At 45.0% G+C, this 17,078-nt stretch carries 8 protein-coding genes; all 8 read right to left on the reverse strand.

Annotated elements, in window-relative coordinates:
• Positions 1-63: 63 nt before the first annotated feature.
• The 8 genes from V4U88_RS05000 to V4U88_RS05035 all read right to left on the reverse strand — a co-directional run bounded on the left by V4U88_RS05000 (position 64) and on the right by V4U88_RS05035 (position 17,018).
• Positions 64-3,375 (reverse strand): SwmB domain-containing protein, encoded by a 3,312-nt coding sequence (locus V4U88_RS05000; RefSeq protein ID WP_334072169.1) that lies wholly within the window; start codon positions 3,373-3,375, stop codon positions 64-66.
• A 191-nt stretch (positions 3,376-3,566) separates the two neighbouring features.
• Positions 3,567-4,769 (reverse strand): methionine adenosyltransferase, encoded by a 1,203-nt coding sequence (metK, locus tag V4U88_RS05005; RefSeq protein ID WP_334072170.1) that lies wholly within the window; start codon positions 4,767-4,769, stop codon positions 3,567-3,569.
• A gap of 221 nt (positions 4,770-4,990) precedes the next feature.
• On the reverse strand, positions 4,991-5,263 hold the full coding sequence (locus tag V4U88_RS05010; protein WP_334072171.1) for an alpha/beta-type small acid-soluble spore protein: 273 nt from the start codon (positions 5,261-5,263) through the stop codon (positions 4,991-4,993).
• Between the two features lie 118 nt (positions 5,264-5,381).
• Positions 5,382-5,921, reverse strand: a complete 540-nt coding sequence (locus V4U88_RS05015) for a hypothetical protein (protein WP_334072172.1) — start codon at positions 5,919-5,921, stop codon at positions 5,382-5,384.
• 114 nt (positions 5,922-6,035) lie between these two features.
• On the reverse strand, positions 6,036-8,564 hold the full coding sequence (locus V4U88_RS05020) for a hypothetical protein (protein ID WP_334072173.1): 2,529 nt from the start codon (positions 8,562-8,564) through the stop codon (positions 6,036-6,038).
• A 527-nt stretch (positions 8,565-9,091) separates the two neighbouring features.
• A complete protein-coding gene (locus tag V4U88_RS05025) occupies positions 9,092-12,076 on the reverse strand; it encodes an S-layer homology domain-containing protein (RefSeq protein ID WP_334072174.1) in 2,985 nt (994 codons plus the stop codon).
• Positions 12,077-12,586: 510 nt separating this feature from the next.
• Entirely contained in the window at positions 12,587-12,928 is a 342-nt protein-coding gene (locus tag V4U88_RS05030; RefSeq protein WP_334072175.1) for a hypothetical protein, read from the reverse strand.
• Between the two features lie 142 nt (positions 12,929-13,070).
• Positions 13,071-17,018, reverse strand: coding sequence for an S-layer homology domain-containing protein (locus tag V4U88_RS05035; RefSeq protein ID WP_334072176.1), 3,948 nt, complete (start codon positions 17,016-17,018; stop codon positions 13,071-13,073).
• Positions 17,019-17,078 lie beyond the last annotated feature (60 nt).

Raw genomic sequence — 17,078 nt, forward strand, 5'->3', positions numbered from 1 at the left:
CAGCATAAACAGCCCGCTCTCCGAATAAGAGAGCGGGCTGAGTAAACTAGCCAGAGTAATTTTTTACAGATAGTTCAAATTGTTTAACACCCGTTTCACCATCACAGCGGCTTGGGCGCGGGTAGCATTTCCCGTAGGCCGGAACGTATAGGCATTAACGCCCTGAATAATGCCCGCCTTGACGGCTTTGGCCACCGTTTCCTTGGACTGGATCTTCGAGCCGTCTTTAAAGCGGCCGAGCACCTGTGCGGAAGAAGTGCCCAGGTTCGTATCATGCCCGGCATATTCCATCGCCCGCACCATCATCAAAGCCATCTGTTCCCGGGTGATGAAGCTTCCCGGTTTAAACGTCCCGGCGGGTGTTCCGTTGATAATCCCCGCTTTCGCCGCCGCACCGATATAGCCGGCAACAGTGCTTCCGGACGCGACATCGGAGAACCGGCGCGCATTGGATGCGTCTGCGGTCAAACCGAGCCCTTTTGCGATAAATACGGCGAACTCGGCGCGGGTGATGTTTTTATCGGGTTCAAATTTGGCGCCCGAGCGGGTATCAATGATCAGCTTGCTCGCCAGCTCCGTGATATCTTTACTCGCCCAATGCTTCAGTGTATCCGAAAAGTAACTATACCCCGCCGCAGGTCCAACCGCCTTGTTCCCGCTGATCTTTCCGCTGAGCACATAGCTGCTTCCGCTCCCCTTCACCGTTGAAGGCACAAAAGAAGCCGTTCTGGTCAGCAACTCGAATTGAGCCAAGAAGGTTTGGCCGTTTGCCGTGGTGTCGGAAGCTTTCATGTAAATGTTTCCGGTAGTGTTCAACTCAACGGCGCTTTGCGCCGCAGTCCCATTAGATATAGTCACGCTGACTTGAATGGGATCTCCCAAAGGCGTTGTCGTAACCCCATTATTATAATTTACTGACGGCATCTGAACCTTAGTTACCGGTTCTAACTGTACTGTAATAAATGCGGAGGTAAGTGCCGATACATTCAAGGATCTCGAGATCTCCATATAAGGGATTTTCTCGATAGGCAGTTCATACATCACCGAATTGTATTTCACCGCAAAAGTACCGGTCTTTCCGCTGCTGTACATGTCCATCAAAGCGGTCACAGGAATGACTACTTCAGCGGCCTTCTCCGTAGAAGGAACCTCGAACACGATCCGCTTTGTCGGCGCATTGCTCGCGGTCAAGTATTTGTACGCATTCTGCAGCTTAACCGTATCGATCGTATATTTTTTGATTCCCTGGCCGAATTTGGAGCGGCTGTCCGTCGCTTGGGCCGCATTGAGATTCAGCAGAAAACCGCCTACGCCAAAATCAACATTCGACATGTTCGTGAGATAATCCGGTTGGGAGGTTGGTGTCGTTGACGTCTGTCCGGTTGGATTGGAATTCGTTTGACCCCCTGCCGTATTTTGTACCGCCATGTTGTTAAAGCTTTTCAACTGATTGCCAAGCGTATCGTAAAGTGAAGATGCCCCCGTCAGATAAGACAGAGTAACTACTTGCCCGGCCGTTACGGGAGTCGCCAGTTTCAGAACTACGGTATTCCCGCTAATGGTGGCGGACGTGATCCCAATGCTGAGTTTATCTACGAATACATTAAACTGGTTCACCGGAAGGTAAGACATCCCCCGTAGCGTGTTGTTGTATGTTATCGTCAGTGTATCCCCCGTAACTGTGGCGGAACGCACCCCCTCGGCTACCGCTGCATAGGTGACCGGCTGCAGGTTGATATACCCCGCCAGGTTTCCGTTCAGGTCAGCGATTCCATCGCTCCCGCCTGCCACGTAGGATACCGTTACTGCTTGATTTTGTGTAAAAGAAGAGGCCAACGTTAGCTTTACTTGGTTATCTATAATCTCTACAGCATTTACATATACGGGCGCATTATTTACCAACACCGAAAATTGGCTTTTTAAAGGCAATCGGGTCGTTCTTAAGGCTTCATTGTAGTTCAGAATTACGGTTCTATCCGATCCTTGCGCACTCTTAAATACAGGCGCCACAGAATCATAGTAATTCCGGACAAAATAATCGTTAAATCCTGCAATCTCCATACCTCTGTAATCCTGTAACGGATAGGATCCAGGTGTATATGAGACTTTTACCACTTCTCCGTTGGAGACGGAACTGGATAGGTACAATGTAATCGTCGATCCACTATGAGTTAGTCTGTTGACGCTTTTAGTTTTGCCATCTGCCGTGACGGTGAACTGCTGATAGGCATTGCTTGATGGGCTCTTTAGCGAATCGGTAAAATACAAGGTTATTTCACTCCCGCTAACTCTACCGTCAGTTGGTTTCGGACTAACCGAGTCAATCCCGTTGGTTACCGCTCTATTCGAAAAAGTTGCCGCCGCATTTCCCGCCCGATCTCTAATCGTTTGACCTGTATAGCTGATTTTAACGTCTTGCCCTACGGCTACTCCAGTCCTCAACTCGACATACACATAGTCTCCGGAAACAGAGACATCGTCAACCCGGCGATTCTCCCCGTTTACTGTCACCGTAAAGCTCGAATCTGGAATATTGATGGAGGAATCGAGTCGCTCATTATACTGCAAACGAATTCTCGTATTGTTGTACATGGTGGCATTCTGGAGAAGTGGTGCCGTTTTATCATTATCGGAGGCCGTAGTAAAGTACCAGCGGCTGCTTCCGGAAAAGCCCTCAAAATAATTGGAACTATTGCTGGCATCCACGATCCCGTAACGATCGGCTTCCACATAATATCTTGTTCCCGGCTCAAGGCTGGACTTCGGATTAATCGTGACTGTGCTATACCCATTTGACGTTACGCTAATCGGAATGGAAGCCGAGCTATTGGATCTACGAAGCGTAAGCCCCCCTTGCGAAGTATTCAGCTTTACATTTCTATTAAACTGTAAGCTGGGCTGCACATTGACGCTTACATTCGTGCTTCCGGCGGACGGATTGAAGGAAGACACCGTAATAGAACCTGTGCTGCTGCCGGCAACAGTTTGAAAAGACCAGTACTCCGCGTCATTTATCGTACCGTCCTCTCCGGTAAAGGTCCCCTTAGGAACTTGTACCGTATAGAGGGTATTGTACTCAAGCTGTCCCAATGGAGACAACTCTACTTCATAGGTTGCCGTGGTAACCGTAGCGTTAATGGTTTGCGAGCTACCCGTATTGCTCTTGGTTAGCCAAATCGATCCTTTCGAAGTCACCTTTTGATTAAACCTCATCTTGATTTTGGTATTGATAGGCACGTTACTTTCCCCGTTAACCGGGCTTGAACTAACCAAATCCGTTGGAGGGACGGCAGCCGAAACCGACAAGCTCCCCCAAGCACTTAATAGATTGATGACCATAAAAACGGCCAACAATGCCGATACTTTTCGTTTCATTCGTAAAGTTCCCCTTTCACCTGCATCGCTTATGTATTTCACGCCATAGGCCATAAAGCGCACACCTATATTTATTAACGGCATATGTGGGGGTGAAGTTTAGGACTCTGTGATAGACATATTTCAAAAAAATAAAAACAGGATACCTTATCTCCAAATGGAGCAAGATACCCTGTTTGTGTTTTCACCCTTTAGATCCCGGCTTGAGCCTTCAAAGCCTCCGCCTTATCGACACGCTCCCAAGGAAGGTCGATATCCGTGCGGCCGAAATGACCGTAAGCGGCGGTTTGGCGGTAGATCGGACGGCGAAGATCCAGCATACGGATAATGCCGGCCGGGCGAAGATCAAAGTTTTCGCGTACCAGTTCAACCAGCTTCTCTTCTGCAATTTTCCCTGTTCCATATGTGTCTACGTTAATGGAGACCGGGTTTGCTACGCCGATGGCATAAGCGAGTTGAATTTCCACCTTGTCGGCCAAGCCGGCGGCAACGAGGTTTTTCGCTACGTACCGGGCTGCATAAGCTGCCGAACGGTCCACCTTGGTCGGGTCCTTCCCGGAGAAGGCACCGCCGCCATGGCGAGCATATCCGCCGTACGTGTCGACAATAATCTTACGGCCTGTCAGACCGGCGTCGCCTTGAGGACCGCCAATAACAAAACGGCCTGTAGGGTTAATGAAATATTTGGTTTCTCCATCCAGCAGCTCGGCTGGAACCACAGGGAGAATGACTTTTTCTTTAATATCTTTCTGGATTTGCTCCAGCGCAATTTCTTCGGCATGCTGCGTGGATACGACGATGGTGTCCACACGCTTCGGTCTGCCATCGATGTACTCGATGGTCACCTGGGTTTTACCGTCCGGACGGAGGTAATCCAGCGTACCATCCTTGCGCACCTCGGAAAGACGGCGGGCAATACGATGGGACAAGGCGATCGGCAACGGCATCAATTCCGGCGTCTCATTTGTTGCAAAACCGAACATCAAGCCTTGGTCACCTGCGCCGATATTTTCGGTTTCTTTATCCACTTGAGCCGGATCACGGTTTTCGAGCGCCGCATTAACGCCTTGCGCAATATCCGCGGATTGCTCGTTCAGCGATGTCAAAACGGCGCAAGTATTGGAATCGAATCCGTACTTAGCCCGGGTATATCCGATCTCCTTCACCGTTTTACGCACGATGGCCGGAATATCCACATATTCCGACTTGGTGCTGATTTCGCCGATGACGAGTACAAGCCCGGTAGCTACGGAAACTTCGCACGCCACGCGAGCGTAAGGATCGTTCTCAAGGAATGCGTCAAGAACCGCATCGGAGATTTGGTCGCAAATTTTATCCGGGTGCCCTTCAGTTACGGACTCGGAAGTAAATAAGTGTCGCCCTTGGATGGACATGAAAATCAACCTCCCCTATGGATAGTATGGCAAAAGCCCAAGTATCCAATACTAAATATGATACCGTGAATCCTCGAGGATCGGCGATCGGGTGAATTTTTACCCAAATCAAAAAATGAACCTTTCCCTTAGCGGAAAAGGTTGAATTGACAATCCTCAAAAGTCATATTAACGTATTTGCCAGGTCATGTCAAAAGAAATAAGGGACAAGTCCGTAGTTTTTACAAAAGAAGCTGTTTCTGCGCCTCAGCGACAAGACGTTTCGTAATTTCCCCTCCGACCGAGCCATTCTCCCGGGAAGTCATGTATTTCCATTCCATTCCCGAGTTACCTGATCCATAAGCGCCGAGTTCACCGGCAAATTCGGCATCTGCGGACCCCGCTAAACCCATGGTATTTGCAACAGGAAGCCCGAATTCCGCAGCAATCTCATACTTCATTTGATTGATCATCTGACGGCTTTCCGGTACGATTTTACGGTTGCTTCTTGCCATAAAGGGATGCACCTCCTGCAAAATTTTTATCTCAGGAGTAGTATGTGCACCGACCCTTCACCTAGCCCTTTTAATGTTTGTTACATCTGGCAAAAACATGCGGTCGTATGTTAATTCCTTACTTGACCGAATAACCGCCTCGAACCATAACGGTTAGATTATACTTGCTCCCCTCAGCAACCTGAATCCCGCGTCCTGCACGCGGAAACGAAAGCAAGTGGTTATTCGCTACAGTTCCCCCGTTGCCGACATCCTTCCCGTCAGTCAAATCCGCAACACCATTGGAATCTTCGCTGTAGATCACCGCTTTGCCGGATCGGACGATAAATTCCGCGCCCGCCGAGGCGATGAGAATCTTCCCCGGCTTCACATCAACAATCTCGATGGCTTCTGTACTGGCGCTACCGCTTTCGTTATTGTCGGTTTTTGCAGGTGCGGTTGGTTTAGAAGGTGTAGACGGAGTTGTAGTCGCCCCTCCGCCCTTTAGGGCCTGTTGGATGGCTTGATCCACATAGCTCTTCGTAACCACCGGATCATCAGCGGTTCCCGGCTGGGTAGAGGCTCCCGCCCCTTCTGCCGTCAAATTCATTAAAGAACCTGCCCATATTCCTCCGCCAACCACAACAGCGGCCGCAGCTACTTTCCATGGTGTCTTCATGCTGTTCCTCCTCTAATCTCTCCTTTGATGATTCTATCATATTCGTTTCACGAGAATGGAACAAGGCCAAAGTCGTTTATGACTTTGGCCTTGTTTTTGATAAAAATAGTCAAGTTACAGATCGGTTTCACCGTACCCGACGGCTTGAGTGGCAAGCTTTGTTTTAACACCTTGGTAGAGATCGTAGACTGAGAATTGGAACGAACCCGTTCTAATGGCCGTAAAAATCGGATCGTTAATAACATATGAGTAATCTCTATTGGTGACAAGCTCAAAGTCTTTTTCCAGCTCGATTTCCTTTTCAAATCTCGCTCCGCTGGAATCGACAACCTCCAATAGATACTTATGCTGGAATTCGCCCATTTCAAAGTTCAAATCGCGTTTAAGTTCATATTTGAAGCTTACTTCCAATCCGGAACCGCTCGTTTTTCCTTCTATATTCGCGATGTTTAGCGTGTAAGGGAACAGTTCGATATTTTTCAAAGAATTCTGCAAATCACGGCTATCCAAAGTTAACTCCATCGCCGAAGCGTTGACGTAACCCGTAACCGCCTCTTCCGCCGTACTTGTAAATTTGTTTTCCGAAATACTCTCTCCGATAACCAGATCCCAGTTGGCAACATCCGCCGCTTTAGGGATTTGGGCAGAGAAAGTTACAATACTGGCAGCTTTAGGTCCGACTGTACGCGTAACCTGATTTGCCGTTGCCTTGTAGTACTGTCCATCCTTGGTTCGGTAGTACCCCGTCAAGCGGGAAAGATTGCTTTGCTTATCTTCCTGGTTGCGGAGAACAAGCTCCGTATATAACACGTCGTAAGTCGTTCCTTTGTACAAGTACGTCTTCCGTGTTTGCAGGTCCGCTTTTTTCCCAGCTGTATTCAGATCAAACAAACCGCCGTCGGCAACCAGTTTCAAGTCGCTAGTCTTGCCGTATTTAGTAAACATCACCCAATTGCTAGTAGAATCGGTTCCTGTCTTCTGCTGCAATTGCACCTGCATTTGCGAGAAATTCAAGTCGGATGGGATGTTGGCAACGACGTAAACATCCGCCTTCTCACCCTCTCCCAAGATCCGGGTGGTATTGCTGTTTATCAGTTGCACTGTACTGCTGATGTTGGCCCCATCCATTTTATAAGCTCCAACAAATTCCGGAAGTTTGGCTGCCTTGTTCCCCTTATTCGTAATCGTAATTTTGGAAGTTAAAATATTTCCGGTATCCCACGGCAGTTTTTGAACACTATCCAAGGTTACGCCATAGACCCCATCGTTGTTTTTGACGGTACGCTCCTGTCCTCCCGCTGTAGACTGCCTTTCCTCAAACTCAGGGAAACTGTAAAGAGCAATCGGATAGCTACCCGTCGTGGCTTTTGTTCCGCTCGGATCCTCTGCCGTGGAAGTCCCTGTCGGTGTTTTCAGGATAAGCTCCATTTCCTCTTCATTAGCGATAACAGGAATTATACCATCAATAGAAATGATCTGCGATTCGTCGGGCCCCAACGCTGTGCCTGTTAAACCGCTGGCCGTAAGCGGATATGTCTTCGAGCCAACCTGCACTTCAAACGAATAGTTGGGGAGCGTAATCGTGCTATGCCCTTTGTTCGCCAACTCAAACTGGATAGACAGTGTACTTTCTCCAAAGCTTTGGTTTCTGGAGACGCTATTGATCTTGGTCGTAATTTTGTTGTTATCGACAGTTAAGGCCTTTTCTTTATTCACGGCCGTTTTGGTAAATTGACCTGTCGTAATTCCCAAGTCCATCGACGCGATCGGCAAATCGTTTTTGGTTGTTTCATCGTTTTGCGCCATCAAAAGCTGTAGATTTTTTAGATTTACCGATTTTGGAACTTTAGCTATTAAATTCAGCGTTTTCGTTTCTTGCGGCAAAATTTGATAATTCGAGCTTGTCGAATCCGCGGATAGGGCAAAAGGCGTCCCGCCGGCGGTTTGGACAACAAATTTAAGATTCGGATTTTCCAAAGTTTTAGAGCTTGTATTTTGAAGATTTAGTTCCACATATACATATTTATTGTCGTTCAGCCCCAAAATATTAACGGAATTAACTTTAGCTGCCGCAGAGGAGCCATTCAAATTCAATTTTGCCGAACTCTTTACGGGAGTAGTAACAGAGTATGTAGAAGGAATTTTTATGCTGCCCAGTAATTGCTCATATCCTGCTACACTGAAATTCCATTTAATGACTTGAAAGTTCAAATCACTATACTTTAACCCTTTGGCAATTTTGGCGGTATACGTCACGCTGAGAGAAGAACCGGGGACAACCTTTTTCTTGTCTTTATCAGCGCTTATTGCAGTTACGGAATAAACCGTCCCTGAATTCGTCTTCACTTTTGTCCAATAATCCACCAGAGACAAAGTCTTACTGTCATTATTATTATAGGTTAACGTATAGGTTAACACACTGCCTTCTTCTTGGGATAAAATATTGACATTACTAAGTCTCACGGTACTTTTGGATGTTACCTTCACCGCATTCAAATTGTTAAGTGTTTTAACCGATGATTTTTGCTTCGTCTGGGTCGTCTTCTTCGGTGTTGTTGAGGCAGCATCTACAATCCCTGTAGTACCTTGGGCTAATAAAGCCATTACAGCTATTGATGCTACTAACGATTTTGCTTTGTTCAAGTCCAAACCTCCTAATAAAAAGTCGTATATATATTATATACGTAAAAGCTTAAAAAAAGTTTAAACTTAGTTAAATATATAAATATGAACTCAAGATGAATTAATATCACAAATTAATGAATTGTGGGTATCCCTTTATTTAAGGTCCATAATACAAGTGATCCCTGACTGGATTTCTTAACCTTTTTAAACAGTGTTTTTGCCTTAGTTGGCCCCTTACGTTAATTCCTGACTTGACGACCCCTCATTTAAGCTGACGCCCATAATGGGCATAAAAAGTAGGAGGTGGGCGGTTAACTCCGCCCTCTCACATATTAACATATGCATCATTTCCCCTTCTCCTTGCAGCTTAGCCTCTCCGATTTTCCGGAATTTCGTGACTCTCGATTTATGTCCTATGTTAACTCCTGCGGGTTTCACCGTATTCTTGCGACTGCAATTATGAAATGACCGCCCTAGAGCTACGCCCTGCGGGGGTATACGTAAAAAAGGCAGACCCCTTAAGGTCTGCCTTTTTAGATGAAATCTTAGCGTTTGTAAGCTGTGAAATCATCAAGATCATTTTTGTTTCTGTCGTAAATTACACCTTTGGTAGTATCATATTCGACAGTAACTTTCTTGCCGCTGAGAGATGCTTCCGAAGCATTTACTCTCAAGCGCAATACAGTATTGTCATTGTTCTTACCGTAAGTAACGGCAGTTACTGTTGCTGTATCTGAACCTACCTTAACTTTAAACAGACCATTCACATAATCCGAGTTAAAGTTATTAATTGTAATTCCTTCAGTGAGTGCGATGTCAAAGTAAACAGCATCTGTTACTCCTTCGATCTTCTCAACGTTAAAATAACTGCCCTTAGGTTCCGGTTTAATCTTATCTTGCAGAGTATAAGTATCGCCAGACGTCAGCTTGTTACCGTATACGTCAGAAGCAGCACTAGTGCTTGTAATTTTAAGAATGTATGCGCCATCTTTGCTCAGTTCATTGCTGTTATTGAATTTAAGCGTCAAAGTTTTTCCATCGCTGCTAAGGGAAGAACTATTTGGCTGTTTGCCATCAACTTCAAAGCCTTTAGCGCTGGAGCTATTGACTTTAGCAGAGAATTTGATCTTCACTTCATCAACATCTACTACTTCAGAGTCATTTACAACGATGTCGAACAATTTGTCTGTAGCCTTATCACTAATTGTTTGTACCAATACAGACGAACCGTTGTCCTTAATCAAGTCGCCGTCTTTGTTAGCAATGTAAGCTACTTCGATCTTCATACCTTTTGCAGGTTCTTTGCCATCGAAATCATCTTTCTCCAGACGGATGCTGTCAGCGTTATAAATATTGACCGTACCGTCATAAGAATAACGTTTGCCATCAGTATCTACCAAAGTAAATTTATCTTTGTCTCTTGCACTGCCGTTACCGTCTGTAGCAAGATCAGTAGAGAACTGGAGATACAGATAGTCTTTGTCGACCCATGCTCTTTCAAACGTATCGTTACCAGCTTTACCAGTATCGACTTCAATCGTTTGAGGCATCATGACGTTTCTTACATACGCTCTGTCACCAATACCGCTAACTTCCAGCTTGTAAACCTCATCCTTATCCAGAGCGCTGCCAAGATTTACAATGACTTTGTTGTCGTCAATGTCTTTCAAATCAACTTCGTTTGTCGGATGGCCGTCTTTATCAATGAAATCTTCATCGACAATCTTGCCATCTTCATCTTTCAATACATAGTTATCCAGATCTTTCACATCGTCTTCACGAACCTTCTCACTGAAGGTCAGAGTTACGATATAGTCACTACCATCCATATCAACTTCGGATTTAGTGATGATTGGACGAATCGTATCCAGTGTCGGCGTCACTTCCGATTCACGATCCGCCTTGTTATCACTGTAGTCTCTTACACCTTTGACATGAACCGAGTTCTTGTTGTAATTCATCGGGCTCTTGTCATCAAGTTTCACTGTGACTTTGTTATCATCGATATCGATGGATTCAGCATTGTTAGAAGATGTGTTTACATAAACATCATCGATATCTTTAATCGTTTCATTGAAGGTAATTGTAAGTTCAGTCAAATCGTTAGTTTCAACAGACACGATTTCCGGAGCTTTTGTATCTTCAACAACTTCGAAGCTGTGATCAACCGGAGCTACTTTCAAGCCCGAGAAATCTTCTACGTCACTGATCGATACTTTATGGCTGCCAACCGACAGGTTCGCACTCACGATTACGGTATCTGGATAAACATAAGTAACAGAGCCGCCTACAGCACCGCCATCAATTTCAAAGTTGCTGGAAACCGAACCTTCTTCTTCAGTAATTGGCTCACTGAATTTAACTTTGAAAGCTTTAGTTCCGAGACCTACTACTTCTTTTACAGTAGGAGCCGTCACGTCAGCTGGTGTGAATTTGATGTCGGTAGCAAATGTTACCGTACCGTCTTCATTCTTCACATTATTGATTTTCAGTGTAGTTTCATCCTTGTTATCAAGCGCGCCGTCTTCCTTCGTCAACAGCAATGTAACTGTTGTTTTGTCATCGGACAACTCAGCCTTTTTGATTTCAACATCATCAATTTTATAGTTGCTTTCTTCTTCGGCACTTGCTTTGTCAACCGTACCGTCAAATTTAACAACTACTTGTTTCAGGTTGTCAGCTTTAACGCTTTCGACCTTCTGAGCAACGGTTGTTTTGTAAACAACTTTCTCAGTGTATTCTAAATTCTTGTAAGTGAATTTCACTTCGGTTTCTTTGTTAGCTTCGAGAGCTTTTTCCAAAGCAACCTTCACAACTTCACCATCGGACATTGTGAATTCAACGTTCTTTGGATCCACTACTTTGTAAGATTTTACTGTTGGTTTTTGACTTGCATTCCAGATCGCATAAGCTGCAACGATCGCTTGGGAGCGAGTAGCATTAGCTTGGTAGTTGATGCCTGCAGGGATGTAACCTTTCTCGACAGCTGCTGCTACATAACCTTTAGCCCAACCACTAGCAGTGTTGTCAGCTTTCTCAGGAACTGGCAGTTTCAAAGCAATTGTCAGAACTTTTGCAAGTTCTTGCACAGTAACGTTGCCAGTAGGATCGAACAATTTCTTAGTAGCATCCTTACCATTCATGATGCCGGCTTGTGTAGCGGCTTCAATGAAAGAAGCTGCCCAGTGCTTAGCGGTGTAGCCTTTATCTTTGTAAGAAGCAACGCCAGTTACTGGTGGCAAGTCGGTTGCCTTAACGATGATTTTAGCCAATTCCGCTCTGGACAAAGCCTTCTCCAAGTGGGAACCGCCGTCCGGCATCCCATTCACGATTCCGGCTTCTTTCAAAGCGTTAAACTTTTGCTCGTCAGACAAGTTAGCATCTGCACCGAATGCTACGGAAGCAAACATGGAGAATGCCATTGCTGTAGACAGAGCTACGGATAAAATTTTCTTCATAACCTTTTTTTCTCCTCCTTGATTAACTATCGCATGAGAATTTTCTTTAAATGAATAGCTCGTGTTACTCATTAGCCATTGCACCCCCTTTCCAGAGCCTGAGCAGATTTCCTATAAATTAGGTCTGCGATTAACTCGCAGAAACTTGTAAACATTGCCACAGGAAATAGAATGTAGAAATAGACTAGTTTCCTAATCCTACCTAAACATTATACAATGAGTCCCTAGTGCCGTAAAGCTAAATTTTCTAATAGATAGACAAGTTTCCCCAAAAGGAACAGCTTGGAATGTCTAAATAGGTCATCATTGTCAATGCTCTACATGTTAAACGCACGGGGTTTCAAAAAGTTGCGGTGTTTCGAAAAAAAATTGCAGGATTGTTACCTTTGCCACTGTTCCCCTCATCTTCATCTTTTTTCTTGTCCTTCCGCCTTACGGAAATTAGTATAACATCCTTGAATATCCCAGTCACCAAGCAACATTTACCATAACCAATACCCATAATTTATGAAACTAAAACGCAAATAAGACGTCCAAAATGGACGTCTTATCGAATTTAGAGAGGTGATCCCTTCCATAAAATTATCTTACACGCATAGCCAATTGGATGATACGCGTTCGCATGGCCGGATCACTATTCAGTTTGGTATACATATCGTCGATGGCCTGCCTGTTTTCTTTATACGTCTTCTCATGCTTCATGGTCATGTGGGACCATTCGATGAGTTCTTCTTCCGCCGCCCGCAATTCGTTAAAGGCATCATGGAAACCGGTCTCAAGCACAAGCTGTTCCATAACCTCCTGGGTTACCTCCTGCAGCTTAGCTGTCTCCTCAATTTTTTTCTCCAATACTTTGGATTTATCCTCAAACTTTCTCTTCGCTTTCGAGTAGCCCAACTGCGGTTTCGATAAAATCGGTTTCATCTGAATTAGTTCACCCTTTTGCAAAAATATCGATTACTCTGACTATTGTATCTTAATCTCCAACAAATTACAAAATGATGTAATTGGAAAAAAGAAACCTGCCTATGCGATATTCCCATAGACAGGTTCTCAGCTTGATGGTTTAGCTTAAGTTTTTAGGGAAAATCTTGCTCTTCTTGAGCAGTTCCACCGCAATTTTACCGGCTTCCGCCCGAGTCATGCTGTTCTTCGGATTAAAGTTGATCGAAGCCTTCTTGCTGCCTGCTGTTGTTACGCTTTGTCCATCCATATATTTGGCCTTATAAACGGCTTGAACAGCCGGGCGTGCGTAACGGTCGATTTTGCCCGCATCCATAAATTGTTTAGTCAGAGTTGCATTCAGCTTGTCATCATTTGCCGGAAGTTTCAGCTTAAGCGCCCGGGCGACCATCATGGCAGCCTGTTCTCTCGAAACCGGCTCCTCCACTCCGAAGTAACCTTCAGAGATCCCGGTAATGATCCCCGCTCTGGAAGCTGTTTCGATATACTTGAACTCCCAAGTGTCGGTTTTAGCGCCAGGAACAACGTCAAAATAAGTTTGTACCTTATTGTCATAGTTCAAAGGAATATTTAAGCCTTTAACCAATAATGTCGCAAATTCCCCACGGGTAGTCAAGTCATCGGCACCGAAAGCATTAGGTTGCACATTCTGCATGATGCCTTTGGAGTACAAGGCATTCAAAATGTTGCGGCCCCATGGATGATTCGTGATATCACTATATCCGCGGCTTTGTTTCATAACCATGTAGTAACCGAAATCGTCGAACGGAACCGTAATAGTATTGTTTTTGGTATCTACGGTACCGCCCACGTTTTCCCATTCCGAGTTCTCATTAAAGCGGAAAACCGTTACGGTCGTGCCTGCATCATCTACTACGTTTTTGTCATACTGCAATTTCAAGGTTCCCCGTTGCGACGGAACAAGCTTTCTTTCCGGCTCGCGAATCATCACATCCCGGAAGTTTTGCGAAGTCGAGTATTGCGGCAAAATAGAATACGGCGGCAAACCGTTGGTTGCCGGTTTATACGTATCTCCATTGCCGGTTTCTCCGATACCGCCATGAATCCAGTATACATTCGAGACACGAGTAAAGTTGCTTGTTTTTGCCGTGGAGTTGAAGAATTCAACTAAGTCTTCCGGCAAGGTAAGCGTGGCAAGACCACTAGGCGTTCTCTCATCTTTATCAATGTTAAAAATATTTCCGTAGTCATTCCGGCGTTCGACGATGCCTGTCTTAGGATCCGCAATCCCGAACAGCAGTTTATTGTTGGGATAAAACTTGGTCACAGCTCCCTCAGGAACATTCGCGGTTTTCAAAACCGTACCTTTAGGGAAAGACAACGTCAGTGCTTTATTAAACGCACTATAACTCGTGCCCGGCTTCTCGGTCATGTACTGGGAATCCACGGCAATTGCGCTGGTGTAGTACACCTCAATCGTCTCATTGAGCGTTTCTTCACCACGGACGATTTGGATCTTGATCTTGGTCGATTTGTCCGGCTTCAACCCAACATAATCGTAGATAAAGCGCGCCGGTGTGTTATCCGGCAGATCCGTCCGCTTGATCGCTTCGCCTTTATCGATAATAACTTTAGTTGCCCCTTCGGCTTCGATATCAAAGCGTACGAAGTTTTTGTTCACGATAATTTGCTCCCCAACAGTAGGAACAGGGGACAAAATACGATATGGAGCCAGCACCCGAGTAATTTCCAGTCTTTGCGATGTACGTGCCCCTGTGGTGTTAATCAGCTCCAGGTTGTAAATTTGGCTTCCTAAGGTGTCCAGCGCAATATCTTTGATGCGTAATACGAACTTACCGTTAAATACGGCCATATCATATTGCAAGGTCGGTTGTCCGTTACGGACAATCGAACCGCTAATGAGCGATGTATCAGTCATAGTGGTTTGAGTCAATATTGCATCCAGTCCGGCGCCATCCGTTTGGGAAGAAAATACATTTTCAGTGCCGCGCAGCAAATTGATGATCTTAGCGCCAGATCCTTGAATAATCAGATCGTATTTTTGGGCACTTGTTTCGTATTTTTCACCAACCAATTTGAACTCCGGTGAGTTCGCCAAGATATTCGTAAGCTGTGTATTTGCTCCGCTGGTATCATTCAATTTAAGACCCGAGAAATTAACGGACGGATCAAAAACTTTCGGGCGAAATACCGTAATATTTGATACATTCGTGTCTTGAATATATATCCTTAACTCTTTAACAACTGTTCTTGAGTTACCTTTTCCATCCATCGAAACGCCGACGAACTTGATCCGGTTCTCGCCATAATAGAGTGGTCCACTAACATCGATTGGAAGCGAGAAAGAGAATTTAGAATCATTTACCGTCGGATTGAAAGTGATTGGTGATGTCAACTTGTCATTAGATATCCCGTTCACAAAAAACTGCGGATTGGACAAATTTTCAAAATCGCGGTATTCGCCCGAAATTTCCAATGAAAGATTCGAATTACTCGAGTCTTTCGTAATCACCTGACCATCATACAATCCTTCAACATAGATATAGTTTTTAGTTGCGTAGGAGATCGTCGCTGTTTTCGAAGCGTTTGAATTACCAATGGAAAACTTCACTTGCTGTTTACCGCTCGAAAACCCGCTAACCTCATATACGTACTGATTACCCGAACCACTGCGGGAGGTCAATGTAGGACCCGTATCGCCTTTTGGCATATATACAGCCTTGAGGTCGCTAGCAGCGAAATTCTGATCCGCCGCAACGAGGATATAGAAAGTTTCTTTATCCACTTCGGCTCCGTCCAAATCCGGCAGCGTATTAATATCCGCCGGTATAGTCGCTGGATCTTTCACATACTTCAAATGGGTTATTGCCGCCTCACCGGGCAGATACTTAAAGTTAATATTTGCAAATGTGGTATATACATTGTCATACTGCAGATTTAGGCTGAATCTTTGGTCACCGCTAGAGAACGTGATTGGCACTCGAACGTCCACTATTCTATAAGCTCTAGTCGTCCCATCTGGAGCCGGAACTTCCGTTTCTTTGGTAACGGTAAACGAAGTCACCGGAGTCGCGGAACTATTATTCAAATCCGTTAGTGTTAACGCACCTTTACTGGCAAAAGTATTGCCTGTATCGTTCAGCAATAAGGAAAACTCAATCGTACCGTTCACTGTAGTCGGTGCCGTACTATTATCCGTAACCACGGCTACTTTATTATTTACGTCGTAGCTTTTACCGTTGTACTCCAAATTGATTTTGTCAAACGGTTTGTTCTTATCAAAATAGTAAATTGACCGCTCGATGGTAACGGAATCCGCACCGCTTTTAATCATAATTTCGACTTTATTTGAGCCTGGGCTTAAGTTCAGAGGAGGCGAGAAAAATTTGCCGGTTTGGGTTAATGTCGTTACTAGGCCTGTTCCGCCATTGACCTTAACCGTTACTTCTGTAGCGTTCTTCACTTCCCCGGAAATTGAGACATTATCTTTGTCTGATACTACTTCTGCACCTTCGTTCAAATAAATATTGCCATAACTGGATCCAACCAGCTTCAATTCTTGGACATAAGGCACTTGATCAAACAAAATATAAAAAGTGTCTTCACGCGTAATTCCATTTTGGGAACCGGACAGCGTAATCTTGTTGTAACCTGCGAACAATGAAAGATTTGTTACCTTAAACTTTTGCGAATAATCCGTGGAAGTTGTATCCCTGGAAATACTTCCGTTTTTAAATTGGGAACTGTCAGTCTCCCAGTTTTTATTCTGCGAATTCATCGTTAAGCGTTCTACTTTAACCTTTAAAGACTCCTCTGTAACATGGGAATATGTCCCTGTGAAGCTAACCGTAGGGCTTGTAGTAATATACATCTTGGAGCGATCTTTTCCGACCTGGTCAGCCGTATTTTCCAAAGTCAGAAAAGATGTGTTTCTGAGTGTGACATCGTCCGGAAGAAAATAGTTCGCAGCCGTAGCCGCGCTCGCCTTTTGAACTATTCCCGGCGGGAATAAGGTGACGATCAAGGCTGCCAGCACGAACCATACGAAAGGCTTTTTGATGCGTTGCATGATTTTATCTCTCCTTTGTGAATATGTCGTGATTTCCGCTTGTTGTTTATCGGAAACCGT

Source organism: Paenibacillus sp. A14, assembly GCF_036864815.1.
Taxonomy (GTDB): Bacteria; Bacillota; Bacilli; order Paenibacillales; family Paenibacillaceae; genus Fontibacillus; species Fontibacillus sanfengchensis.